The organism is Butyrivibrio hungatei DSM 14810 (genome assembly GCF_900143205.1).
Taxonomy (GTDB): Bacteria; Bacillota; Clostridia; order Lachnospirales; family Lachnospiraceae; genus Butyrivibrio; species Butyrivibrio hungatei.
This window is the reverse complement of sequence record NZ_FRDH01000005.1, coordinates 1-26,113: the sequence shown is the minus strand read 5'-3', so window position 1 is coordinate 26,113 and position 26,113 is coordinate 1. Positions and strand designations below refer to the sequence as shown.

The window sequence follows — 26,113 nt, the reverse complement described above, 5'->3', positions numbered from 1 at the left end:
CTCACTCGCCAATATCGATCTTTGGTATAGCTGCAATCAGTCTCTGAGTATATGGATGCTTTGGAGCTTTGAATATATCTGCAGTCTTGCCAGACTCAACAATGCTGCCCTTCTGCATAACGATAACCCTCTCGCAGAGCTGATTTACAAGGCTAAGGTCATGGGAAATGAAAATAATTGATGTACCCATTTCCTTATTTAACTTTTTGAGTAGTTCTACTATCTGTGCCTGAACAGTCACATCAAGAGCCGTAGTAGGCTCATCTGCAATAAGTATCTGTGGACCTCCAATCATGGCTGCTGCTATCATAACTCTCTGTCTCATACCACCAGAAAGCTCATGAGGATACATGTAATACACTTCCTCTGCATTTGTCAGTCCCACGTCCTTTAGCATGTCGATAGCTTTTTGTTTTCTTGTCTTTTTATCTATCTCAGGATGATGGATATAAAGAGATTCCTCAACCTGCCAGCCAATCTTTTTTACTGGATTAAGACTTGTCATAGGTTCCTGGAAAATTATGGATATCTCGTCTCCCTGATAGGTACGAAGCTTACTTCTATCAATTGTCAGAAGGTCATCACCATTAAACATGATCCTTCCTGTCTTTTTCATAGATCCTCTGTTTAAAAGCCCTGCAATAGCAAGGGCACTCATACTCTTACCAGAGCCTGATTCTCCAACGATACCAACTATCTCACCCTTCCCAAGCATAAGATCAAAATCATCCACAGCTATAGTAGGTGTGTCGCCATCGTGAAATTCTATATGAAGATCAGTTACATCAAGTATTATTTCCATCTTCTAATTCCTTCACCTAAAAAAGAAAAACCTAAAACGATCAAGACGATCACAATACCAGGACACAGACAATAGCTTGGTACTGTAAACATATACTGCTGAGCATCTGAAAGCATCTTGCCAAGGCTGGCATATGGAGGCTGAGAACCTACTCCAAGGTAGCTAAGACCTGCCTCTGCCAAAACCGCATTATTAAAACCGATAAGGATTGATGAAGCAAGAACTCCCTTGATATTAGGAAGGATATGTACAAATATCATCCTAAACTGTGATACTCCCTGAAGTCTTGCGCTCTCAACATAGTCCATTCCCTTGCATCTAAGGACTTCGCCTCTAACGATCCTTGCATAACTTGGAATAAATGCTATTCCAAGAGACATAAGAAGCTGAGCCCAACCTGTTCCAAACACACTGACTATAACAAGTGCCAGCAGGATACTTGGAAAAGCAAACATCGCATCAATGATCCTCATGACTACTTCATCAAGTATTCCGCCAAAATAACCTGTAAGTGCACCTATGATAGTGCCAAGTACAACACCAATAGTAACTGTACCAAGAGCTATCAAAAGCGTAATCCTGCTTCCGTACATAACTCTACTGAACACATCTCTTCCCATATTGTCCGTACCCATGATGTGCTTCACAGAAATGCCCTGAAGCTTCTCACTGGCATTCATCTTGGTAGGTTCATATGGCATCCAAAAGAGGCCTACTATAACCATAAGGACTATAAGTCCAGTTATAATAAGTCCCGCTATCATATATGGATTTTTCTTAAGTTTTTTCAAAAAAGCCTTCATTAGTCTGTTATCTCAATTCTTGGATCAATGATCCTGTAAATTATATCCACTAAAAGATTTATTATTATTACAATAGCAGCTACGCCCATGATAATGGCCTCTACTACCGGATAATCTCTATTACTGATACTGGAAAGAAGTATTCTGCTGATACCAGGAATGCTAAATACCTGTTCTATAACAATACTTCCTGCAACCATGTCTGCAAGCAACATTCCAAGGAATGTGATTACCGGGATCATGGCATTTTTAAGTACATGTCTATATAAAACACCGTTGGTGTTATTTCCTCTGCTAAACGCAGTCCTTGTATAATCCTTGGCTGCTTCATCAATCAAACTTCCCCTGAGCATCTTAACTGTCATTGCTATCTTTGGAAGTGCAATAGCAACAGAAGGGAAAATAAGATATCTCAAAAATCCCCCAAAATCCTCTGTATAGGACACAAAACCTCCCGGGGTAAAGAGCTTAAATATCATTCCAAAAATAAAAGTGATTATGATTCCTGAAAAGAAAGGAGGAATCGCCATTATGATCTGGTTGATCATAGTAATAGCCTTGTCAATAAAGCCATTTTCATATTTAGCTGTAAAGATTCCAAGTGGAATAGATACAAGTATAGTAAGAACAAATGACATAATAGCCATTGTAAGTGTGATAGGCACCTTGTTAAGGACCATGCCTGCGACAGGAACATTGTAATTGTAGGATGTTCCCATATCTCCATGAATGAAAGATGTAAACCAGTTAAAATACCTGACAATAAGAGGATCATCAAGTCCCATCTCATGTCTCACCTGAGCGATAAGCTCTGGAGAAGCTTCTGTTCCAAGCTTTCTAAGAGCAGGATCACCCGGTATTACATTAAAAGCGAGGAATACACAAAATGAAACCACCACCAAAGTAATGATCATAGAAAAAAACTTTTTGATGATATATTTCATATGCATATTCCTCGCAAATCTTTAAATTACTGAGCAGGTCTTATCTTTGCAATATCCTGAACATAAAGAGGATAGAAAACATAACCTGTAAATTTCTTGTTAAGTGCTACAAAAGCTGGAAGATCCTGAATATATACGTTAGCAGCATCTTCTGAAAGGATCTTAAGGCACTCTTTATAATATTTAGTCTTCTCTGCGTCGTCATTAGAAGCTACTGCCTTGGCATATGCCTCGTCATAGGCAGCTGAGCTATAGTTAAATGTGTTCTTGCTTGAAGTAGATACATATCTTGCAAGAAGGGCTGATGCAGAAAGTGTTGAAGCATCAAAACCAACTACTGTTGACTGATACTTCTTTTGCTTATAAACTTCATCAAGCCATGTGTTCCACTCAACTTCCTGAATATTAGCTGTAACGCCGATATTCTTGAGTTCTTCAGAGATAACCTGTGCTGTATCAATATGCTGAGCATAGTTTGATGGAACTGTGATAGTAAACTCAAATCCATCAGGGTAACCAGCTTCAGCAAGAAGAGCCTTAGCCTTTTCTGTATCCTGATTGTAAGTGTCGTTAAGACTTGCATCATAATACTTAGTAAATGCAGGGAACATAGCACTACCAATCTCTGTTCCTGCACCATCTGATACAAAGTTCATGATCTCCTGTGGATCAATAGCGTAGCAAAGAGCCTGTCTAACTCTTACATCATCAAATGGCTTCTCGGCATTGTTGAGGTAAAGAGCCTGTACAAGGTTCATTGTTCCTTCGTAAATCTCAAACTTATCAGAAAGCTGAGCTGCCTGAGTACTTGTAATTCTGGCGATCATATCAATAGAGCCGCCCTCAAGGTCCATAACGATTGCATCGCTATTAGCCTCTACCTTGAACACTACATCCTTGATATATGCCTTATCGCCCCAGTAATCATCAAATCTGGTTACCACGAAATTCTCCTGTGGAGAACGTGACACAAACTTGTATGGGCCTGTACCAATAGGATTTGTATTTAAATCCTTGTTAGCCTCTGGAACAATTGCAACTGTAAGAAGTGGAAGGAAATCTGAATTAGCTTCCTTAAGCACTATCTCTACGTGACTGTCATCAATAATATTCACACTGTCAATACTGGAAAATGAAGAAATGAGTGGCTCACTGCCATCTGCTCCTCTATTACGATCAATAGAATACTTAATATCCTCTACCGTAACTAAACTTCCATCGTGAAATTTGATTCCATCACGAAGTGTGAATGTGTATACCGTACTATCATCCGAAATCGTGTAATCACTGGCTACAGCAGGGATAAGATTACCGCTCGCATCAGGCTTGACCAAGCCTTCATAGACATTAAACAATACCTCCTGAATACCTGCCCCTGTTGCTGTGTGGGGGTCAAGCTCGCTGATGTCCTGAGGTACTCCAACGATAAGCTTAGAAAGATCATCTGACGTATTGGTAACATCTGTATCGGCTGTGCTAGTCACTGTTTCAGTGCTTGCCCCTGTGCCCTGGTTACCTTCCGTAGATTCTCCTGCCTTGTCACTTGAGCATCCGCCCAATGCAACAGTCAGTGTTGTTAACACGACTAGTAATAATGAGGATACACTCCTTTTCATAAAACTCCTCTTAATCATGTTAAAATCTTCCTCCTATATTAAATTGTCTAGCTCTTGTTGAGCTCAAAGAAATATTATAGCCTTGACAACTTATTGTCAAGGCTATTAGCTTACTCTTTCTTAAGAAGCGGAATGTTATTATCAGCTGAATTAGATATGGTTCCATCAGCCTCTTTCTTGAGAACTGATTTAAGTTCATCCATAAATGTATTCACATCCTTAAACTCTCTGTAAACTGATGCAAATCTTACATATGCTACAGGATCAAGATCCTGCATCTTATCCATTACTATCTCACCGATAGCTCTGCTTGGAATCTCTTTCTGTTCCAGGTTGAAGACTTCTGTTTCAACCGCATCCACCATCTTGGTGATCTGCTCTGCACTTACAGGTCTCTTGTGACAAGCTCTGAACACACCTGCCTCAATCTTGGCCCTGTCATATGGCTCCCTGATATCACCTTTTTTAATAACAATAAGAGGAATAGTCTCTACCTTTTCATATGTGGTAAATCTTTTTCCACAGGAATCACAAACTCTTCTTCTCCTGATAGACGTATTTTCGTCAGCAGGTCTTGAATCAATTACTCTTGTATCATCCTTACCGCAAAATGGGCATTTCATAGCATTTCCTCCATTTTTATAAAAGTGATATCTCCACTATATCTTGGCTGCCATATTATGCATCACACAATTTATTGTAGCATTATTTTTACAATAATTCCACACTAAATAACGTTTTGTGCAGGAACAATGGGTTATAAAGTGGCATTTTTTACGCAAAATGCTCTTTTTTGAATAAAAAAGCCCTACTCCAATGCTGGAGTAGGGCTAAATGCCGATAAATCAATCACTTTCTCTGTAAGAAATCTGGAATCTTAAGAGATTTTGGTTCAACTGTGCTCTTGATCTCAGTTGGTCTATTGATTGTCATATTAGGTCTAGGAGTAGTTGCAACACCTTCAGTTGCAAATCCAATTGTTGAAACACCAGGCTGTGCCTGCGCGATTGGTGTAATTGGAGTAACTGGTGTAACAGGAACTGTAGTTGTATGAACTGGAGTTGCAGGAGTAACTGGGGTAGCTGTAGGCTGTGAAACAGGTGTAGCAACCTTATTTATCCTACTATTCTGTGTACCAGTTGCTGCCTTGTCATCAATTCCTGTAGCAATTACTGTAACTGTGCAAGAATCTGTCTTGCTCTCATCATACATAGCACCAAAGATAACGTTAACATCATCTCCAGCGAGGTTACGAACATAATCGGAAGCCTCCTGTGCATCTGTAAGTGTGATGTCACCAGAAATGTTAATAATAACATCTGTTGCACCATTAACCTTTGTCTCAAGAAGTGGACTCTCTACTGCCATCTTAACAGCATCAGAAGCCTTGTCATCACCCTTACCAGTACCGATACCGATATGAGCAATACCCTTATCCTTCATGACTGTCTGTACATCAGCAAAATCAAGATTGATAACTGCTGGTACATTGATAAGGTCTGTAACACCCTGTACAGCCTGCTGAAGCACTTCATCAGCTTTCTTGAGTGCGTCAGGCATTGTAGTTCTTCTGTCAACTATCTGAAGAAGCTTATCGTTAGGAATAACGATAAGTGTATCAACATTTGTTCTAATATTAGAAATACCAAGCATAGCGTTCTGCATACGAACACGGGCTTCGAAACTGAAAGGCTTTGTAACAACACCAACAGTAAGGATACCCATCTCCTTAGCAAGCTTAGCTACGACAGGTGCTGCACCAGTACCAGTACCGCCACCCATACCACAAGTAACGAATACCATATCTGCACCCTTAAGAGCTGCAGAAATCTCCTCTGAACTCTCCTCAGCAGCCTTCTGTCCAATTTCAGGCTTTGCACCAGCTCCAAGGCCCTTTGTAAGCTTCTCACCAATCTGTAAAAGCTTAGGGGCTTTGCAAAGCTGAAGCGCCTGTTTATCAGTATTAATACCGATGAACTCGACACCAGTAATATTCTCGTCTACCATTCTATTTACAGCATTATTACCTGCACCGCCAACCCCGACGACGATAATTCTGCAGGCGTTTTCTGCTTCATTTGACTTAATCTCCAGCAAAACAACTCCTCCTTCATAATCCTAAAGACTCCTATATGCTATGATACGATTTTTTTTGTTAATTATCAACCTGTTTTTTTTGAATAAATTTGTACCATTTAGTATACAATTTACTGCTTTTTCTCTTCGAAAGTAACATTTTTAGTGTCTTCATTAAAGTCTTTCATCTCCAAAATTCCACTCTTTCCTTCTAGGTTTGGCAGAATGTATTGAAGCTGGATTATTTTTTCATCAATGTAATCTTTTGTTCCTATGCTTACTTCAATACCATCGAAATACAGATAAACATTATACTCACTATCGAAGAAAATTTTGTTCGCGTGAAGATTATATTTCGATAACAATTGAGTGATATCAAGTATTTCTTCAAAAACCTCCTGTTTTTCCACAGGAAGCTTTTCATGGATGATCACATAGTTAAAGCTAAGGCCCAACACTTCAGGAACATTACTTGAAGCCTCAAGTGAACTTTCTACCACTATTCCATCTCTGTCAAAGTACATATATCTTCCCAAATATGAGATATATCCGGCAACAGCCTTTTCATAAACATTTATCCTGACAGTCTCTGGAGATACGATCTCAACACTCATCTTCTCAATAAAAGGAACACCTTCAATAGATTTATTCCTGTACTTCAAAGAAAGATAGATAGAGTTATCGCACATCTTATCTGTCATGACCATATCTATGATCTCTTCATTCGTATAATGGGTATTACCAGAAACATAGATATTTTTGATGGTATAGTTGTCCCTGATATAGATCACTCCAAGAACACCCGCGATAAGCACCGTGATCACAATGGCCATAATAATATAAAGACTCCTGCTGTATCGTAAGGAGTCCTTTATTATGTCGAAGATGCTTCTTCTATTTCTTTTTGTTTTAACTTTTTTGATCTTTCGTCTTTTTGCCATCAAAAACCAATCATCCTATATTTTTAGCTACATTAAGAGCCATTCCAATCTCTGCAAGCTGCATGATAACAGCTGAACCTCCGTAACTGATAAACGGAAGTGTGATACCTGTGTTAGGGATAGTATTAGTTACAACCGCAATGTTAAGAACAACCTGAATTGCAATATGTCCCATAACTCCAATGACCAAAAGAGCTCCAAACATATCAGGAGCATTATTGGCAATGATCATAAGTCTCCAGATAAGGAGCATGAACATAAGCATAACAGCTATTGCACCAAAAAGTCCAAGCTCTTCACAGATAATAGAAAAGATCATATCATTCTGAGCCTCAGGGATGAATCCCATCTTCTGCATGCTTTCACCAAGACCTTTACCGAATATTCCGCCTGAACCAATGGCATAAAGAGCCTGTATAGTCTGGAAACCTTTTTCACTGGCGTAGGCTGCAGGATCAAGCCAAACCAGGATACGTTTAAAACGATAGTTCATACCACTTGAATTAGCTGAGTGAGCAACTATCAAAACGATCACAGTTGCCAGCGCAAGAACTGACAAAGCAGCGATCACATACTTTTTGTACCCGGGTGTTGAGATAAAAAGCATGACAACAGCGATTCCCATAATGATGATAGCTGAACTGAGGTTTTTGGTAATACCATATACCATCAGTGCCAAAAGAGCCGGAAATCCAAGAGTCGTAAAATACCCCTTTGGATCAAGGAGCTTACGCTTAAGTGTAACAATAATCGTTGCGGTAAATACAATAACCGCAAACTTTGCGACCTCTGCCGGCTGGATGGATATTCCCATGATGAAGATCCATCTTTTAGCGTGGTTAATCTCTCTTCCAAAAGGAATGAGAAGAAGCAACAGGACCGCTGCACCAATATAGATAGGAAATGCTAATTTTTTCAGTAGTCCATATGGAAAATAGGACATAACGATCATGAGTGCAAGGCCAATAAGCGTCGGCACAAGCTGATGTTTGAAATAATAGGCAGAATCCCCATAATCAAGATTAGCTTCGTATGAACTTGTAGAATAAAGCATTACAAGACCAAAGGCCAGTAAGAATAAAATAATAAAGATAAGGCTATAGTCAACGTATGATTCAACCTTTGGTTTTTTCAAAAATCTGGTCTTTTCCACTTTTACCCCTCAGACAATAAGTTAATCAGATAATTTATTTACATACTCCTTAAATCTCTTGCCTCTGGTCTCATAGTTAGGGAACATATCCCAGCTAGCGCAGGCTGGAGAAAGAAGTACTGCATCCCCTGGTTCCGCTGACCTAGTGCAGAATTCAAGAGCTTCTTCATAGGTATCTTTAAATACATACTTAGTAAAACCATGCTTTTTAGCACACTCTGCTATCTTTTCTCTGGTCTGGCCAATGAGAACAAGAAGCTTAACTGTATCTCCAAAGCACTCGATCCACTCATCGTACTCACTACCCTTGTCATAGCCACCGCCAATAAGTATAGTTGGCTTACTCATAGCTCTGATACCCTGGATAGCAGCATCTGGATTGGTGCCCTTAGAATCATTATAATAATCAACGCCCTTCTTGGTAGCCACATACTCAATCCTATGTTCAACTGCCTTAAAGGTTCTGATAACTTCAAGTATTGTAGCAAGAGGAACTCCCATAGCAAGTGAAATTGCTATAGCAGCCATTACATTCTGAACATTGCACTCTCCTACAAGGTTCATATCATGAATATTCATGACTTTCATAGAACTTCCAGCTGTACTTAAGAAGATTTCTTCTCCATCAAGATAGAAACCATCCTGTAATTTTTCCTTAGTTGAGAAGAATACTACTTTTGCCGGGCAACGACTTCCAAAATCTCTTGTATATTCGTTGTCATAATTAAGAACGCAGGTATCATCCTTAGTCTGTCTGTTTGTGACATTCTCTTTCATGGCTGCGTAGCATTCCATGGTGTGATGTCTGTTAAGATGATCTGGTGTGATATTAAGGATTGCTGATACATTGGCATGGAAGTTATCCACAGCTTCTAACTGGAATGAACTGATCTCACCAGTTGTAACTGAATCCTCTTTCATCAAAAGTGCGCTCTCAGCGTATGAAACACCAATATTACCAACAACATAAGTATCTGCAAAATGAGCTTTCATGATCTCGCCCACAAGAGTTGTTGTTGTTGTCTTTCCGTTTGTTCCAGTGATAGCAATAACCTTACCCTTTGCAAAATTATAGGCAAGCTCAATCTCACTCCAGATAGGAATATTCTTTTCCTTAATTCTCATAACTGTAGGAGCATCAAGTGGTACCGCAGGGCTAGGAACTGTGAGAGCTATTGTATCAAGAACTTCATCTGATATCCCACCAATGATGATCTTAGTTTTGGCTCTATCCTCTTCGTGGAGCTTAGCTCTTATATCGTCTTCTGTAACCTTTGTGTTTTCTTCAAGCATCACAGGAACAGCTCCAACCTGATTTAAAAGTCTTACTGAACCAACTCCTGACAAACCTGATCCAATTACAAGTACATTTTTTCCAATGATATCTGCTGCTTTCATTTACTTCTTCCTTATTGTATCGTTCGTTATTTTATAGTCCCATATATGCTATAAGGCACAGCAACAATGTTACTGTGGTGAATACATTAACAACCTTAGTCTCAGACCAGCCACCTTTTTCAAAATGATGGTGAATAGGCGCCATTCTAAAAATTCTTTTACCATGTGTAATCTTAAAGAATGAAACCTGAAGAATAACTGAGATAACTTCAAACGCATAAATAAATCCAACGATTACGATAAAAATAGGCATATGCATAACATACGCTATTCCTGTAACAAATCCTCCTATTGCAAGAGAACCTGTATCGCCCATCATAACCTTACCAGGATATACGTTATATACAAGGTATCCTAAAAGAGCTCCCATCATAGCAGAGGACATAACCTCTGCTCCTGTTGCTCCGTAGAACATACCGGCTATTGCGAAAAATCCTGCCACTACAGCAGTTACAGATGCGCAAAGGCCATCTACACCATCTGTAAAATTTGTTCCATTAACTGTTCCAAGTGTAATAAAGAAAAGGATTGGAATATTCCAAAAGCCAAAATCTACCATTCTATCTGTAAAAGGAATCTTCATAGCAAGGGAAAGGTCTGTGAACTGTTCAACGTAAAGTGCAAAGATAACAGTTACAATAAACTGACCAGCCATTTTCTGCCATGCACGAAGACCAAGATTATGCTTTTTGACTACTTTGATATAGTCATCAATGAATCCGATAAAGCCAGAACCAAAGGTTAATATCAGAACAGGAATGACCTCTTTATGAAATGCTCCATAGAACAGTCCTATAACCAGAAATGGAATAAGGAAAATAATACCGCCCATAGTTGGTGTTCCTGTCTTTTTCTGGTGGGATTCAAGGCCTTCCTCACGCTCTGTCTGTCCAGCCTTGAGCTTTCTAAGCATTTTTATGATACTTGGTCCAATTAGTACAGATGCTGTAAAAGATCCAAGTACAGGTATAAGTGTTCTAAGTAAATAACCGTTCATTTCTATAACCTCAAATAATTAATTACTGCTTGCTGATGACGCAGCGTTTGGTGCTTCATTAAAATCTGGAAGATCATCTCCTCCAAGAACAGCTCCGCTATCGGGATCCACCATGTTTCCGCTATTAGGATCAACAAGATATCCTGTTGAAGGATCCTTTGAGAATGACTCCCATATTGAAGATCTGTCCTTTTCTTCTACTTCTTCAGAAGAGCTCTCGGTAGCTGCCTCATTTTCCTCTTCAGTATTCTCTGCTGTCTCTTCCTCAACATTTTCTGAAACATATGTTGTAACAAGCTGTTCACGAAGTTCTGCAAGTTCTGCCTGCTCTTTCTCAGAAAGTTCCTCTGTCATAGGGAAGTTGAGATAAGGAAGAGCCTCTGTAAGGATTGCTCTAACAATCCTTGTAGCATACTTGGCATCAGCCTGATATGTAACATTAGGTCTGTCAACTACTACATAGATTGCAATCTGTGGATCATCAGCAGGTGCATACCCCATAAATGATACTACATACTGATGATTTCCACGAGGAAGTGTCTGTGCAGTTCCTGTCTTACCGCCAATCATGTAACCGGCAGGTCTGGCAGTCTTACCAGTACCCTCTTCACCTGCAACTACTTTGTTGCAATACTGAACAATCTTGTCTGATGTACTCTGTGATATAGTCTGCCTTAATATTCTAGGTTCAATATTCTTAATAGTAGCACCGCTACTTGAAACAATCTTTTTCACGACATGAGGTTCATAATAATAGCCACCATTTATCAATGAACAAAATCCAGTGATCATCTCGATCATATCTACGTTGAAGCCCTGTCCAAAAGAGTTAGTGGCAAGGTCAGTAGGCGTCATGTTGGCTGCGCTGTATGTAAGGCCTTCTGTTCTGGCCTCACCTGCAAGGTCAATGTTGGTCTTAAGGCCAAAGCCAAAGTCTTTCTGGAACTTTGTAAATGTATTAACACCTGTAGCCTGTGCAACGTACATCATAGCTACGTTACAAGAAATCTCAATACCTCTTTCTACTGAAACTGCACCGTCACCATATGTGTTATGACACTTGATCTCCCATCCACCAACTTCCAAAAATCCTTTACAGTTATACACCTCATCACCTGTGATAGATCCACTTTCAAGGGCAGTTGCAACTGTAAATGGCTTGGCGACAGATCCAGGCTCATAAGTATCTGAAATACAGTAATTCTTCCACAATGCATTGTAGTTCTGATAAAGTACTTCATCAGAGAAGCCATCTATCATCTCCTGAGTAATATAAACACCCGAATCATAGACAGATTCGCCCTTAACCTTATTTCCTTTCTCATCAACAGAAGGCATGCCAATAAGTGCTGATGTATCCCTTGGATTGTTTAGATCAAAAAATGGATAGCTGGCCATAGCAAGAATCTCGCCAGTGTTGACATCCATCATGATACAGCCTACGTTATTGGCACCATTACCCTGTCTCGCATTATTGGCGTAGGTATCATTAAATTCCTGAAGATGTCTCTCTACTATATTCTGAAGATTACCATCGATAGTAGTTACGATGCTGTCTCCATCAGTAGCAGGAATTGTTGTTCTCTCAAGGTTAGAGTCATCATCAAGATAACCATATTCTCTACCAGGTGTTCCGCTAAGCACACTATTATAGTACTCTTCCAGGCCGTACATACCGTTATTATCACTTGATGTAAATCCGATGATATCGCAGGCAAGAGTATTGTTTGGATACTTTCTGATATAACCAGCTTCAAACCAGACACCCTGGATGTTCTCATCATAAGTGTCAGATCCGATCGTTATAAGACCTTGAAACTCGCTTATCTGATCATAAGTAAGTTTCTTGGCAAGAATATAATACTGTGAACCAGGGTGATCCTGAAGATATGATCTGATCTCACCAGCATCCAGATCAAAACACTTTACCAGTGCCTTGATGGTTGGTTCAACATATTTATCGTTTCTAAGAAGGAGCTTGGCATCCAGAATAACGTTGTAAACCTTCTCACTATACGCAAGCACAGTATTGTTAGCATCTAATATCTCTCCTCTTCTAAAAGGGAGCGTAGTAGAGTCATATTGCTGCTGTGACAGTACCTGCTTTTGGTATTCTTCACCATTATTCTTGGTAATAAGGATAAGCCTAACCCCTAACCCAACGAAAGCCAGTAGTACTAATACAAAAAGTACCACCAGCTTTTTCTTCATTCCTATAGTAAATTTCTGCGCGTTTCTAACTTTCCTTTGTTTCATTACAACATAAAATCCTTCCAATCACACCTATCAATTATATCCACTTTTCATAGGTTGTGGCAACTTTTTTAATTAACTGTTTCCTGTGGGATTGGAGCAAGCTGACGAACGTAGTCATTTCCGCCTCCATCGGAGTATGTTACGATCTGTCCTTCAGTAGCATAAGTCATTCCATACTCTGAAATAGCTATTCTCTTTACTTCCTCAAGATCAATGCTGCCGTTCGCTCTATTATATGCCTCATCGTTATCTTGCTTAAGAGTGTTGAGCTGACTCTCAAGTTTAGCGATGTTTTTTACAGAATTCTGTACCTGTGACTGCAAGGAAATATACCATGCAAGTGTTCCAACCATCATCATCATTGCCAGTGAGAGGAACACGAGGTACCCAAAGCTCATGTGATGTCTTTTTCTATTTGGCTGAGGCTCATGAACATGGACATGCTCTCTTCTTCTATCAGGCTCATTTACTTTTCTAACTGCGTTTCCGCGAATATACTCGTTAGCCATGTCGGCCTCCTTTCTCTTTTTCGTATTTCGTATCAGGCTTTTTCAAATACTCTCAGTTTAGCGCTCTGAGATCTCTTATTTTCTGCAAGTTCTTTTTCTGAAGGTAAAATAGGTTTTCTTGTTATTACCTTTCCCTTAGATACCTTGCCGCAAACACATACTGGAAAATCAGGCGGGCAAGTACAAGGGTTTTCGTTTTTTCTGAAATTGTTCTTGGTAATTCTATCTTCCAGAGAGTGGAATGTTATTACACAAAGCCTTCCGCCTGGATTTAAAAAATCTATGAATCCATCAAGTGAGTTCTGAAGTACATCCAGTTCTCTGTTAAGTGCAATTCTGATTGCCTGATAAGTTCTCTTGGAAGGATGCCCTCCCTTTTCTCTCATCTTGGCAGGTATGGCAGCCTTAATGATGTCGTTTAGCTGTCCTGTTGTCTCAATTGGAGCCTTAGCTCTCTCTATACAGATATGCTTGGCAATATTCTTGGCGAATTTATCCTCACCGTAATCTCTTATAATATGAAAGATCTCTGTTTCTGAATAATCATTAACAATATCTCTTGCTGTAAGAGCCTGTCTCTGATCCATTCTCATATCCAGGGGAACATCTTCTTTATAAGTAAAGCCCCTCTCAGCGTTATCAAGCTGATAGGATGAAACTCCAAGGTCGAGCAATATTCCATCTACGCCCTTAACTCCAAGTTCCTTAAGTCTCGTAACTGCATTTTCATAATTATCTCTGATGATCGTGACCTTATCCCCAAAAGGTTCAAGTCTCTTAGTAGCTGCTGCTATTGCATCCTCATCCTGATCTGTTCCATATAGATGCCCGTTTTCACCAAGTCTCTCAGCAATGTGTGATGAATGCCCTGCACCTCCAAGGGTTCCGTCAAGATATATTCCATCAGGCTTGATATTCAGATTGTCCAGACATTCCTCAAGGAGTACCGAATAATGTTTAAATTCCATTTATCTTCCTTATATACTCAATCCGTACTCACTCATTTTCGCAGCGATACTATTGATGTCATCAAAGGTACTTGCCTTCTCCCACTCAGCCTTACTCCAAATTTCAGCTCTGTTACCAACACCTGCGATAACGGCTTCTTTTTCTATCTTGGCATGTTGTAAGAGGTTGGCTGGTAAAAGAATTCTTCCCTGCTTGTCAGTTTCTGCATCAATTGCACCTGCAATGAAGAATCTTCCAAGCATTCTGGCTTCTGGCTTATCCATAGGTAGTGACTGGAGTTTAGCTTCGAACTGTTCCCAGCCCTCTTCAGCAAACACAAAAAGGCATCCGTCAAAGCCCTTGGTAACTACGAATTGGTCACCCAGAAGCTCGCGGAATTTAGCAGGTATTATGAGTCTTCCCTTAGCATCGATGGAATGACTATATTCGCCTTTGAATGCTGTTCCCACTTATCTACCACTTTCAACCACTTTTTGCCACTTTTTACCACCTGAGATTATTATAAACTAACTTTTTCCTTAAAACAATAGATTTTTCCTAGGTTTCTATAAAAAAAAGATAAAGTCTGTTATTTGTGTTTTGGCAAAAAAATAACCACAAATAATTGTGGTTGGAAGGAAAAATAGGTGAAAAAAATGAGCCCTAGGGACGGAGGTTATGGCTCATTTTAAAAAATGAGCCATAACCTCCGTCCCCAGAGCTCAATCTTTGTTCTTATTTAATTATTCTTCAGTGTTTTCTTCAGAACTTTCTTTTTCTGCCGCTTCTTTTGTCCCAGCTTTTTTGAGTCTAACCCTTACTACCACTTCTGCTACAACTGCAAATATCACAAGGCAGATAGCAAGCATCTGTGAAACAGGAAGTCCTGTGGTATGCATAATAAGCTGATCTGTTCTAAGCCCCTCGATCCATGCTCTTCCAAGTCCATAACCACCAAGATACATAAGCATTATCTCGCCATCAAATTTCTTGTGCTTTAAATATAGAAGAAGAAGGATCAAAAGTCCCAAATTCCACATACTCTCATACAGAAATGTTGGGCTCACCTGAACGTAATTTGTAGCGGCACTCATATGCTCTTTCATAAGCTCTGTTATCTCGCCGCTTCTCACCATTTCAACAGGAAGTCTCATAGCAAAAGGGCCATTTGTATACTCACCAAAAGCCTCTCTGTTAGTGAAGTTTCCCCATCTACCCATAGTCTGTCCTAATAAAAGTCCATACATACAGGTATCAGCCATCTTGAGGAAGCTGGTCTTCTTTATCTTGCAATAAATAGCAGCTGTGAGAAAGCCTGCTATAACACCACCATAGATTGCAAGGCCGCCATTTCGTATATTCAGAATGCTGATTGGATCGTCTTTGTAATAATCCCAGGCAAAAAATACATAGTATAACCTGGCACCTATTATAGAAAAAACAATCACATAAGTTGCCACATCCCAATATGTATCAGGATTCTGACCAGTCCTTTTAGCTACATTTGTGATCAGTATTAGCGCAAGGAAAAATCCAAAGCCAATGATCACGCCATAAAGAGCTATGGTAAAACCAAAAATAGAAAAACTTTTAGGGACATTCTCTAAATATATATTCAGATTAGGAAAAGCAATGTCCATCTTTCCCATTATATCTGGCATAAAATCCTCCTATTAGACGTTGAATCTAAACAGGATCACATCTCCATCCTGAACAACGTACTCTTTTCCTTCCATACGTACAAGGCCTTTTTCCTTAGCTGCAGGAATTGATCCTTCACGAAGAAGATCCTCATAATTGATAACTTCAGCCTTGATGAATCCTCTTTCGAAGTCTGTATGAATCTTACCAGCTGCCTGTGGAGCCTTAGTTCCAATCTTAATTGTCCAAGCTCTTGTCTCATCTTCACCAGATGTAAGGAAGCTCATAAGTCCAAGTGTTCTGTAGCTTGCTGCAATAAGCTTATCAAGACCTGACTCGGAAAGTCCAAGGCTCTCAAGGAACTCAGCCTTCTCATCCTCATCAAGCTCAGAAATCTCAGCCTCTATCTGAGCACTGATAACAAACACTTCACTACCAGACTTAGCTGCAAGCTCTCTTACAGCTGCAACATACTTATTAGAAGCGCCATCATCTGCAAGGTCATCATCCTTAACATTAGCTGCGTAAATAACTGGCTTCCATGTAAGAAGATCAAGACTGTTTACAAATGCCTTATCATCTGGATCTTCGATCTCAAGTTCTCTAGCCATCTTATTATCTTCAAGGACAGCCTTAATCTTTTCGAGAATCTCAAGTTCTTTGGCTGCAGTCTTGTCCATTCTTGCAAGCTTAGCAACCTTGGCAATTCTACGCTCAAGAACCTCAAGGTCAGCAAAGATAAGCTCTAAGTTAATTGTCTCGATATCTCTTGCTGGATCAACGCTTCCATCAACGTGAACTACGTTAGTATCATCAAAGCATCTAACTACGTGAACGATAGCATCTGTCTCACGGATATTAGCAAGGAACTGGTTTCCAAGACCTTCACCCTTGGATGCGCCCTTTACAAGTCCTGCGATATCAACGAATTCGATTGTAGCTGGTGTAACCTTCTTGGAATGATATAAATCTCCAAGAGCCTTAAGTCTCTTATCCGGAACTGCTACTACTCCCACGTTAGGATCTATTGTTGCAAAAGGATAGTTTGCAGCAAGCGCTCCAGCGTTTGTAAGTGAATTAAAAAGTGTGCTCTTACCTACGTTAGGTAATCCTACGATTCCTAGTTTCATTTTCTATGTATCTCCTTTTAAAAATGCTTTATTTAAGCCATTTGTTATCTCAGCTTATTGTACCGAGTACCACGCCGGGCACCATTTATCTATTATGACATAAAAATAGTCCTGACACAGCGAATATATATTACCATGTCAGGACGGATTTGTAAAAACGTGCAGTAATGGACCTAGGGGACGGGGTTTGTGGTCCATTAGAAAATTAGTTTTGCCACAACATCATCTTCATTCGTATACATAAGCAGATAAGAAAAACAACCATTTCACTTTACGTGGCTTATGCTTCACGAGCGGCAGGAATAGTTGTTACGTGAAAAAATAGCATCCACAGCAAAGGTGACGACGTTTCACCGAAGCCTAGGGATGCTATTATTTTATTCAGATACATTCATTTAGATTTACACTGTTCTATGTAATAGGCGGTTATTATATTTCAGCTTGAACGATATGCCCGAAGTTCAACTCATCTTTGTATAAATCATAAATATAAGCAGAGCTTTCACGATAAAGCCCTGTTTCTACATCTTGAAGCTTATCAAAAACCTCTGATTCATAAAAGAAGTTCATAGCCTCGTCATATTCTACGTTCTGATCTTTCGAGATCATTTCAACAATATCCTGAATAGCATACTCTATTAGTTGCTTTTTCTCATTCATGACTAATTTTCCTCAATAATGAAATAGCTGCAGGTGTATGGAATGAATACTGTGAAGATGTCTTTTTATATATCATGCCTTTAAGAAGCGTATCAAAATCTATAACTTCTTCTTCATATTGTCTAAACAGCATTGCCATATTATCATCCGCAACAGGTCCAATTACAATATCATACTTAGAATCGAAGTTGCACAATGAATCTGAATAATTCTCAAAGCCTCTATTCCTATTATTCATTACAAAACGAGCCCAATCTTCCGTTGTTTCTTCACCAAAATTTTTGATTCTAAGACTAGAGGAATCCAAAAAAGAATCATCTATCTCATAAATATTGAGTACAGGTTCACCACCGTAAATCCTAGCAACTCGTTCTGCCATGCGCTCAGCCTGTTCCGGAATATCTGTTAAATAGAATCCCCTACCAAAATCCTTATATGGCCTGCAAGCTGACAAGCTGATATTTTGTATATCAACATTACTACCATGATAAAGAATCATATAGTTCCTCCATTTCTCCGGCAAAGAGCTTGTAAATCTTCAACCACATTATCAAATGATAAAAGATGCTCTTCCTCATAGAAATCCTTCAGGAACTCTATTCCCTTGAAATCTCGAAGATATCTATATGCTTCTTTAACATTCAAATTAAAAGCTTCAGCAAACTCATTAACACATGCAACTGTATAATTTATCAATCTTCTCTGATAGCTCATAGCATTTCCTCTTCTAACAACCTTCTATTTAATAATACCATTACCTATTGTATTTATCTACTTGTTTGGTCTTTCTTCAATCATCAAAAAGCAGCTATCTCTCTCGAAATAACTGCTCCAAAAATCAAAACCACGGGTGAAACTATCAATCCTAGGCTTACCAAACTATAAAGGCGTAGGAACACTTCTATGTACCAAATTTGTGCCAACTATGTACCAGCATGAGCAGCGTCTCACGTAGACACTTTCAATATCATGCTTGTTGCTCTATCACATCTTTTTCTTATCTAAATGACATTGGGACGGGGGTTGTGGTCCATTAGAAAATTAATTTTGCAACAACATCATCTTCATTCATGGCATCACGATTCATTTTATTCTGACTATTTTCTCGCCACCAAATGCATTCTAAACTTTTTACATGCCTCCAGATTATCAATCGATAACCCCGCTTTTTCACAAAAAGCTTTCATCTCATTTAATGAATATGCTTTAACATCTCCATGACCAAAAAGATTAGAAATTGGCATTTCTGTATGATTCATTAACCAAAGAACTACACTTGGCGCTGTATAATCCTGCAAAATCAATCTTCCATTTGGTCTCAACACACGTTTAACGCTATAGAAAAATTTCTGTGGATTAGGATAATGATGAAAGCTATTGGAACAAATGATTACATCAAAGGAGTTTTCCTCGAATGGTAAATCTTCACAGTCCCCAACTACCCAATCTACACCGCTAAGATTCTTTGCCTTAGCTACCTCTATCATTCTTGGAGTAATATCCAATCCAGTATAATGTTTTTTTGAGTCCATTTCATGTAAAAGAGAAATCATTGGACCTGTACCACATCCGCAGTCTAACAAATCGTGATATTCTTCTTTATCTAATTCAGCTGCAATATATGGATAATCATCCTTACATATTTCATATATACCAGCCTGGTCAGACTCATATACATCTGCAGCTTTGGTAAATTCTTTAATTGTCATATTTTTGTATTCTTCCGCTGTCCTCATAATAAAGCCTTTCACATATGTATTATTATTTTCTATTTGTTCCTTATCTTTTTAACATTATGATTCATTAAATGCCTTCCAATGTGCTTGTACCCAAATGCTTTAAGTGGTGACATCTCCTGATGATGCTCTACAAGCAGATTGTCGGGACAATCATATATTCCAAAATCCTGATTTATCCCTTCGCTTTGAATATACGTATTATTCCTATTAAAATCTAAGACAGGATTGCGAAAATCTTTAACTGCGACTCCATATCCACAAAAAGCACCTGAACAATCAGAAAACTTTTTCTGAAGCCTGTCTATATAGTTCTTATCAAGAATAAACGCTTCCAACTCATACCACTCCTCCTCAAAATATACTTCCACCCAACTGTGAAAAATATTTTGTGGAGCATTTTTATAAACAAATCCTGTCATTGCTCCTTTTTGCAATTCTTTATTGATAGTAAATCCATGAACTCGACAAGGAATACCACAGGCACGAAGCAACGCCATAAACAACGTTCCTTTTGTGTTGCATTGACCATAACCATCGCTAAGAACTTTTGATGCTGGGATATTGTCGTCAACATTGTATCCAAAAAGTATTTCATCCCTTACAAAATCGTAGATAGACTTTAAGCATTCATACGTATCTAATTCTTTCCATCCTCTATTTTTGATCAGATTTTGAATACTCTCATCTGAATAATTTATCATTCGTGTTTCCTTCAAGTATCTTTCCATGATGCCTCCAATTTCTTCATAACACAAACCTACATCTCTACATCATCTAGTATAAAATTTCTCCAGCCATCAATTAGATGTTCCATTGCAGGTTTCATAAATTTTAGAGCTTCTCTCTCATCTTCAAAATGGGTTAAAGCATGAACAAACGACATTATTGACAAGTGTGATAACCAATGAACCATATAATAATTCACTCGCTTACCTTGAACTGATTCAGCATATTTTTCTGCCAAATCACCAAGTCGTAATTCTACCTGAGAAATTAGATCATCTATCACATTTTCAAATTTTGAACCTGTAGATTTAGACAACAGAAGCACCACTGCATCATAGTCCTGATATAACGCGTGAACCAACTCTTCAACAAAAGAGTCATGGTCTCCAACCTCATGCATATGAGTGGCAAATCCTTCCGAAGACATTTCCTTCATATGATTTCCAATCGTTTGCATAACACTTTGATACACGTTATCTACTAAACCTGTAAGCAATCCTTCTTTATCTCCAAAGAAACAATAAACTGCACCAGTTGTTACTCCCGCTTTGCTGCAAATCTTTCGAAGTGAAGCATTTTGGAAACCTTTTTCCATGAATTCTTCTTTTGCGCTTCTTAAAAGTTTCTCTCTAGTCCCATTATCTGTTTTCATATTTCGCACCACTTTTTCTTTGATAACACTGTTACGTAACACTGTTATTTTACTTCCAATAATATATACTGTCAATACAGGAAACTAAAAAAGGAGATCTTTTACTGCTCAAAATGAGCGCAAAAAAGCAGCTACCTCGATTGAGATAACTGCTATGTAACGTTCAATATTCAATTTAAAAGCGGCAAGTCTATGTAACTTACCGCCCATAATCATCAACTTATCTTCTTTGCAACGATGAGATATCTGTGGATTGTACCTTCTACAAATCCATTCTTATCAATCTCTTCCTGCATTTCAAGAAGCTTGTCAAAGCATTTATCTACAGAAAATCCTGGGAACTCCCATTCTATGATGTGAGCAAACCAGACAAAAGCACCAACATCATAAAAGCGAATTGGTCTGAATGCTTCCTCTGCTCTGACAACCTGTAGTCCTGCAACCTCGAACTTTTTCTTCTGAATAGATAGTTCAAGCTCTGGGAATGGCTTTGGCACATCAGGCAGGACCATCTTTACAAGGTCTCTGTCATTCTCACCGCCCACCTGCTCAGTAATGAATAATCCGTTTGGTCTCAGCAGTCTGGCTGTTTCTACAGGATCAAAGTCGCCATGTCTATTTATAATCATGTCAAAAGAGCTATCTGCAAAAGGAACCTTTGAAGCATCATCACAAGACTTGAAATCAATTCCAAGCGGCAGCAATTCTTTCTTGCATAGCTCAACATTTGGTGCGTAACCTTCTGTAGCCGCAGTGTTGCTATAAGGATGTCCAAGGGATAAAAGGAACTCTCCACCGCCTGTATCAAAATCCAACAGTTTCATACTGTCTATGCGATTCTCGTCAATTATCTGCTTATAGTTCCAAGGAAGATCTTCCTCCTCTTCATATCTGTCATGAATATGAGAAAAATCCCAACCATGTATATGAGCTATCTTCTCCTCTGCTTCCCAATCTTTTCTTAATTCTGTTATTCTTTCTGTATTCATATCTGCTCCTTTTCAAATAATTGTTTATAGTCTTATTTGTTCGGTGCAGTATGTGACAGCAAAACTTTTCCATTAACCTCGGTACAACCTGCTGTCAGCACTAAAACTGCACCGAGTAGTTATCTCGTATTCTCATGATTACCTCCCATATGACCTCTGTTTATCCAGATTGTCACAACAATGAATATTATACTAAGCTCAAAAAAAGTGCAATTACTTGTTTTCTGAAAATCTTTAGGCGTTTATACTGAAATATAATTTGCCTCTAAAAATATCGATTTGTTAACTTCACTGCCTTACATTATATTAATCCACATCCATCATGGAATACACAATTCGAAAGCAGAAAAAAGAACAGCTATCTTTTTCAACGTAGCTTTCCCTCTCTGATAATATTTTCCGATTCTTACAACGATTCAATAAATTCTACAAGTTTCTCAGCTATTATATCTTGCCTAAAAATATGTACATAATGACCACAATCCAGTTCTATAACTTCTGCATTTGTAAGATCTGAAATATAATCACTTTGAATATCTATCCATTTTTCAACACCTGTTTCATGTCCATCTGATACAAACATGAGCATTGGTATATCAGGCTTGGGCTTTCTATCAATTTCTGTTACTGCATCCGAAATTGCCAAACCCTCATTTATGATACAAGTATTTACTGCTTTACTTGCAGCAAGCGCCCTATAAATCTTCTTTTCTTTGTCTGTAAGTTTTTCCGGAAGCTGACTATCAGAATAAAATAACCTAACTATCCCTAGTTCACGAGCAAAAGCTGCAAGCCTTTCCTTTTTAATTGTACTGTCCCAGTCCCAATTATCGTAGGCTCTCGGAAGTACCATATCAAGACCAACAATAGCTTCCACTTCATCTGGGTAATTTTGAGCCCACATTATTGCTTCAATTCCTGACATAGAATGTGGACAAAGAATATACGGGCCTTCTATTCCTGCCTTGGTGAGTGCTTCCCTATCTTGTCTAAGAATAGTTTTAAAAGATCTCTCACTATCGACTACATCACTAAACCCATACCCAAATTTTTCGATAACAACTATTTTATAATCGCTACTCAAAAGAGAATACAAACTTTTAAAATCAAGAACCGGTGCAGCAGTGCCAGACCCTGAAAGGAAAAGAAGTGTATGGCATCCTTCGCCTTCGGTGTATAAATTCATCTTATGACCATCCACCTCGACATATTGCCCAATAGGTTTCTCTATTAGTGCCTCTTCAGACGTAATCATAATCTTGTTATAGATAAAAATTCCACCAATAAGAAAAACCAACACTATAAATAGTAGTAATAAAATCTTCCCAGTAATTCTAAGTATTTTTTTCATTTTTTCTCTTCTCTTTTATATGTTTCTTCTATTGATATAAATATTTTATTCTTCTTCACTATTTTTCCTATTTCCCATAGCCATTCCAAGAATCATTCCGAATATCATACCAACACACATCCAAGTTCCAACTCTATCTGTAGCTGATCCAATAACAGCTCCAACAACCAACCCTGTACCCATGCCGATAGACATTCCATATGACATTCGTTCAGACCTTCTCTCATCTGCTTTAACGTATTTACGAACTATCTCAAGCCCGCCCATAGGAACGCAGAACTTCTCATCCCTTGGTGGCTGGCATGCCTGATACACTTCCTCTAGGTCGAACCACTCTACGCTGTCCAGTTCTTCCTTTTGGATGGTAAGGTTATCAATTCCCACCTCCTCGTCATAGACATAGACGAATGCGATTTCATTATCCTTAAATGGCTTGCCATGGAACTCCTTTTCATACTGAATTGGAAATGTCCCTGCAAAATGCAAATCATCAGGATCAGCCTGAATACCAAGCTCCTCCGACAATTCTCTAACAGCAGATTCTAATGGCTCATCCCCAGCCTGAATATGCCCAGCTGATGAAGTGTCATATCTGCCTGGAAAAGAATCCTTATTCATAGCTCTCTTCTGTAAGAGAATCTCTGTCTTATCTCCATTTTCACGTACCACCCAAATGTGAGCAGTTCTATGTCTAATGCCTTCAGCGTGCGCCTGCGATCTAGTCACTGTTTCTCCTGTAGGCTGCCCGTTTTCATCTACGATATCAAAAATTTCTTCTGCCATGTTGCTCCCTTTTATTCTCATTCTTTTGCAAGTATCTTAAGTCCTGCAATTCCAACTACAATAAGAATAACACATATGACTTGTGGAACCGACAGTTTTTCATGAAAAAGAAATACGCCATTCCTCCACCTGCTAAGACCTAACGGTAAAGGAATGACGTGAATCCCACTACTCTGTAGCAATGGGTGTCTGTTTGTTTAATTGATGTGACGATAACTCATTGATACAAGACTTGTCGAGACATTATCATTTTTTTAAAACATCACCACTAACTTTATTATAATAATTATTTCATAGTCTGCTCTACATTAGATATCATAATCTATTATTGTCTTTCAGTATGTTCTGTCTCTTTTGCTTTCTCTTTCTTTTCTTCTTTCATGATTTCATAGCTTTTAACTGAGAAATATCCTATAAGAAGAAATCCTGCAATAGCTGCGATGACATTAAGTCCACTTGGGAAAATGTGAGCGATACCACATAATAATATTCCCAAAATAAATAAAGTAAGTAACTTCTGCTGCTCTTTTGAAAATTTCATTTTTATATCCTCCAATGTTGGTTGTTTTCGTTTAAATGATTATTTGAATAACAGAATGAGTGCTGCACCTATGCCACCGCATACCACTGCAGCTATAACGCCTGACAGTATTGCAAATAAAGCTTTCTGATAAGGTCTTTTTGCCTCTTCTCTTATCTGATCTTCTTTAGAAAGCGCCTCTCCCTTTGTAAAAGCTACAATCTCCTTATAAGTTTGGACATTATACTCCTTTTTGCACTTTTCAATTCTAGTGGCAAAATACATTGTGCAAGCAAACAGCAATACAAATGGTATGAAAAACCAAAATCCAGTTGTGAATGCCAATACTGGCGTAGAGATAAGAAGTGCTACTATAGAAATCAGCATTCCTATCGCGTAGGTATTCATCTTGTTAATGTCTGCCTGCGTTTGTTCTGTGATGATTCTTTCCATCTTTTCAACATCTCCTTTTAATAGTTGGTCTACGGAAACATTAAAGATTTCACTTAGAAGCAATACGCTCTGAATATCAGGATAGCTTTTGTCATTCTCCCAATTTGAAATTGTCTGTCTTGAAACAAATAACTTTTCAGCCAATTCATCCTGGTTAATATTTTGTGCTTTCCTTAATTCTTTGATTCTGTTCCCAAGTTCCATTCTTATGTCTCTCTTTCCACCTCAGAATACCGAGATATTGATTTCGTCGCCATCAAAAGGCTTTGACATTTACGCTTTTTAGCCATGTCAAAATCTTTTTACATGCCGTAAAATAGGCATTTCTACGCACTTTTATAATCTTACCATATTACGAATGTTAAAAGAATAGGCATAATAATAGACCAGTACTGTTTGGGCGTCCCCAGGGTACTGGTCCATGTAAGATTATATTCAAATCAACAAACTCGAAGTTAACGTTCTTCTAGTATCCTTGCCAGCTTGACCAAGAGTATGTATATAGTGTTTGTATTTGTTGGAACCCAATCCCATCCCTTTGATGCATTAGCATGAGACTTTGTCCATGTCGTCTTCTGTAATAACGATTCATTACTAATCAGCGACTTCATCTCCTCTACAATATAATCTCTTTCTTGTTTTGTACTTTCGACGCTAATGCCTTTTTGTTCCATTTCATCAACCTTTTCGAACTCAGTTATTATGTAAGCGCTAAATAATTAGGTGGGTAGCGCTACCACCACATATATGTTATTGGGTACAAGGGCTTTTGCCCATAAATATACCCCAGCCTCTTATGAGACTGGAGCACCTTGACAATTCACATATGATTAAGATCACATCGCATCGAAGATTTCCTTTTGATGCTGCCTGTGAAGATCTTCCAGAGCTTCCTTACACTCTGGATTCCATGGACAGAGCTTTTCTAGTTCTTCATCACTTGTTTGTGATGTCGGAGTTTTGAGAAGCAGGTACTTTAGGTAATAGTAAACATCTACATTGTTTGCCTTGGCTGTTTCGACCAGT

The 26,113-nt window shown here is 38.7% G+C and carries 28 protein-coding genes; all 28 read right to left on the bottom strand.

Annotated features, from left to right (window positions below; translation table 11 throughout):
• Nucleotide 1: 1 nt before the first annotated feature.
• Nucleotides 2–802 (bottom strand): ABC transporter ATP-binding protein, encoded by an 801-nt coding sequence (locus BUA02_RS06665; RefSeq protein ID WP_071176403.1) that lies wholly within the window; start codon nt 800–802, stop codon nt 2–4.
• Entirely contained in the window at nt 793–1,593 is an 801-nt protein-coding gene (locus tag BUA02_RS06660; protein WP_330393194.1) for an ABC transporter permease, read from the bottom strand. Before BUA02_RS06660 ends, BUA02_RS06665 begins: the two co-directional genes overlap by 10 nt.
• Before the next feature lie 11 nt (nt 1,594–1,604).
• Nucleotides 1,605–2,549 (bottom strand): ABC transporter permease, encoded by a 945-nt coding sequence (locus BUA02_RS06655; RefSeq protein WP_071176405.1) that lies wholly within the window; start codon nt 2,547–2,549, stop codon nt 1,605–1,607.
• 26 nt (nt 2,550–2,575) lie between these two features.
• Nucleotides 2,576–4,165 carry an ABC transporter substrate-binding protein gene (locus tag BUA02_RS06650; protein WP_072702049.1) on the bottom strand — a complete coding sequence of 530 codons (1,590 nt, stop codon included), beginning with the start codon at nt 4,163–4,165 and terminating at the stop codon, nt 2,576–2,578.
• A gap of 110 nt (nt 4,166–4,275) precedes the next feature.
• The gene (gene nrdR / locus BUA02_RS06645; RefSeq protein WP_071176407.1) at nt 4,276–4,788 is read right to left on the bottom strand and encodes a transcriptional regulator NrdR; all 513 of its coding nucleotides are present in this window, start codon (nt 4,786–4,788) and stop codon (nt 4,276–4,278) included.
• A gap of 226 nt (nt 4,789–5,014) precedes the next feature.
• On the bottom strand, nt 5,015–6,262 hold the full coding sequence (gene ftsZ, locus BUA02_RS06640) for a cell division protein FtsZ (RefSeq protein WP_072702047.1): 1,248 nt from the start codon (nt 6,260–6,262) through the stop codon (nt 5,015–5,017).
• A gap of 110 nt (nt 6,263–6,372) precedes the next feature.
• The gene (locus BUA02_RS06635; protein ID WP_236845901.1) at nt 6,373–7,074 is read right to left on the bottom strand and encodes a cell division protein FtsQ/DivIB; all 702 of its coding nucleotides are present in this window, start codon (nt 7,072–7,074) and stop codon (nt 6,373–6,375) included.
• A 118-nt stretch (nt 7,075–7,192) separates the two neighbouring features.
• Entirely contained in the window at nt 7,193–8,335 is a 1,143-nt protein-coding gene (locus tag BUA02_RS06630; RefSeq protein WP_072702046.1) for an FtsW/RodA/SpoVE family cell cycle protein, read from the bottom strand.
• Between the two features lie 21 nt (nt 8,336–8,356).
• The gene (gene murD, locus BUA02_RS06625; RefSeq protein WP_072702044.1) at nt 8,357–9,733 is read right to left on the bottom strand and encodes a UDP-N-acetylmuramoyl-L-alanine--D-glutamate ligase; all 1,377 of its coding nucleotides are present in this window, start codon (nt 9,731–9,733) and stop codon (nt 8,357–8,359) included.
• Between the two features lie 31 nt (nt 9,734–9,764).
• Entirely contained in the window at nt 9,765–10,730 is a 966-nt protein-coding gene (gene mraY, locus BUA02_RS06620) for a phospho-N-acetylmuramoyl-pentapeptide-transferase (RefSeq protein ID WP_072702042.1), read from the bottom strand.
• A gap of 18 nt (nt 10,731–10,748) precedes the next feature.
• Complete coding sequence (locus tag BUA02_RS06615; protein ID WP_072702041.1) at nt 10,749–12,986, bottom strand: peptidoglycan D,D-transpeptidase FtsI family protein; 2,238 nt, start codon at nt 12,984–12,986, stop codon at nt 10,749–10,751.
• Nucleotides 12,987–13,054: 68 nt separating this feature from the next.
• Nucleotides 13,055–13,495 (bottom strand): cell division protein FtsL, encoded by a 441-nt coding sequence (locus BUA02_RS06610; RefSeq protein ID WP_071176414.1) that lies wholly within the window; start codon nt 13,493–13,495, stop codon nt 13,055–13,057.
• 32 nt (nt 13,496–13,527) lie between these two features.
• Complete coding sequence (rsmH, locus tag BUA02_RS06605; protein ID WP_072702039.1) at nt 13,528–14,463, bottom strand: 16S rRNA (cytosine(1402)-N(4))-methyltransferase RsmH; 936 nt, start codon at nt 14,461–14,463, stop codon at nt 13,528–13,530.
• A 9-nt stretch (nt 14,464–14,472) separates the two neighbouring features.
• The gene (gene mraZ, locus BUA02_RS06600) at nt 14,473–14,913 is read right to left on the bottom strand and encodes a division/cell wall cluster transcriptional repressor MraZ (protein WP_071176416.1); all 441 of its coding nucleotides are present in this window, start codon (nt 14,911–14,913) and stop codon (nt 14,473–14,475) included.
• 273 nt (nt 14,914–15,186) lie between these two features.
• Complete coding sequence (gene lgt, locus BUA02_RS06595) at nt 15,187–16,104, bottom strand: prolipoprotein diacylglyceryl transferase (RefSeq protein ID WP_083572684.1); 918 nt, start codon at nt 16,102–16,104, stop codon at nt 15,187–15,189.
• 12 nt (nt 16,105–16,116) lie between these two features.
• Nucleotides 16,117–17,214, bottom strand: a complete 1,098-nt coding sequence (ychF, locus tag BUA02_RS06590) for a redox-regulated ATPase YchF (protein WP_072702037.1) — start codon at nt 17,212–17,214, stop codon at nt 16,117–16,119.
• A 429-nt stretch (nt 17,215–17,643) separates the two neighbouring features.
• Complete coding sequence (locus tag BUA02_RS06585) at nt 17,644–17,874, bottom strand: hypothetical protein (RefSeq protein ID WP_026490285.1); 231 nt, start codon at nt 17,872–17,874, stop codon at nt 17,644–17,646.
• Entirely contained in the window at nt 17,867–18,373 is a 507-nt protein-coding gene (locus BUA02_RS06580; RefSeq protein WP_072702034.1) for a DUF3990 domain-containing protein, read from the bottom strand. Before BUA02_RS06580 ends, BUA02_RS06585 begins: the two co-directional genes overlap by 8 nt.
• Nucleotides 18,370–18,588: a DUF3791 domain-containing protein gene (locus BUA02_RS06575; protein WP_026490284.1), complete on the bottom strand. Its 219-nt coding sequence runs from the start codon at nt 18,586–18,588 to the stop codon at nt 18,370–18,372. The genes BUA02_RS06580 and BUA02_RS06575 overlap by 4 nt, the downstream gene beginning before the upstream one ends.
• A 383-nt stretch (nt 18,589–18,971) precedes the next feature.
• Entirely contained in the window at nt 18,972–19,610 is a 639-nt protein-coding gene (locus BUA02_RS06570) for a class I SAM-dependent methyltransferase (RefSeq protein ID WP_072702032.1), read from the bottom strand.
• Nucleotides 19,611–19,642: 32 nt separating this feature from the next.
• The gene (locus tag BUA02_RS06565; protein WP_072702030.1) at nt 19,643–20,341 is read right to left on the bottom strand and encodes a transglutaminase-like domain-containing protein; all 699 of its coding nucleotides are present in this window, start codon (nt 20,339–20,341) and stop codon (nt 19,643–19,645) included.
• A gap of 29 nt (nt 20,342–20,370) precedes the next feature.
• A complete protein-coding gene (locus tag BUA02_RS06560) occupies nt 20,371–20,991 on the bottom strand; it encodes a TetR/AcrR family transcriptional regulator (protein ID WP_072702028.1) in 621 nt (206 codons plus the stop codon).
• Nucleotides 20,992–21,206: 215 nt separating this feature from the next.
• Nucleotides 21,207–21,980, bottom strand: coding sequence for a methyltransferase domain-containing protein (locus BUA02_RS06555; RefSeq protein WP_072702025.1), 774 nt, complete (start codon nt 21,978–21,980; stop codon nt 21,207–21,209).
• Nucleotides 21,981–22,386: 406 nt separating this feature from the next.
• Nucleotides 22,387–23,331, bottom strand: coding sequence for an alpha/beta fold hydrolase (locus BUA02_RS06550; protein WP_072702023.1), 945 nt, complete (start codon nt 23,329–23,331; stop codon nt 22,387–22,389).
• 45 nt (nt 23,332–23,376) lie between these two features.
• Entirely contained in the window at nt 23,377–24,114 is a 738-nt protein-coding gene (locus BUA02_RS06545; RefSeq protein ID WP_072702021.1) for an NUDIX domain-containing protein, read from the bottom strand.
• Nucleotides 24,115–24,439: 325 nt separating this feature from the next.
• Nucleotides 24,440–24,655: a hypothetical protein gene (locus BUA02_RS06540; protein WP_072702019.1), complete on the bottom strand. Its 216-nt coding sequence runs from the start codon at nt 24,653–24,655 to the stop codon at nt 24,440–24,442.
• A 39-nt stretch (nt 24,656–24,694) separates the two neighbouring features.
• Nucleotides 24,695–25,291 (bottom strand): helix-turn-helix domain-containing protein, encoded by a 597-nt coding sequence (locus BUA02_RS06535; RefSeq protein ID WP_026488959.1) that lies wholly within the window; start codon nt 25,289–25,291, stop codon nt 24,695–24,697.
• Between the two features lie 632 nt (nt 25,292–25,923).
• Nucleotides 25,924–26,113: transposase domain-containing protein (locus BUA02_RS06525; RefSeq protein WP_143147392.1), on the bottom strand; the 190-nt coding region annotated here is incomplete at its 5' end.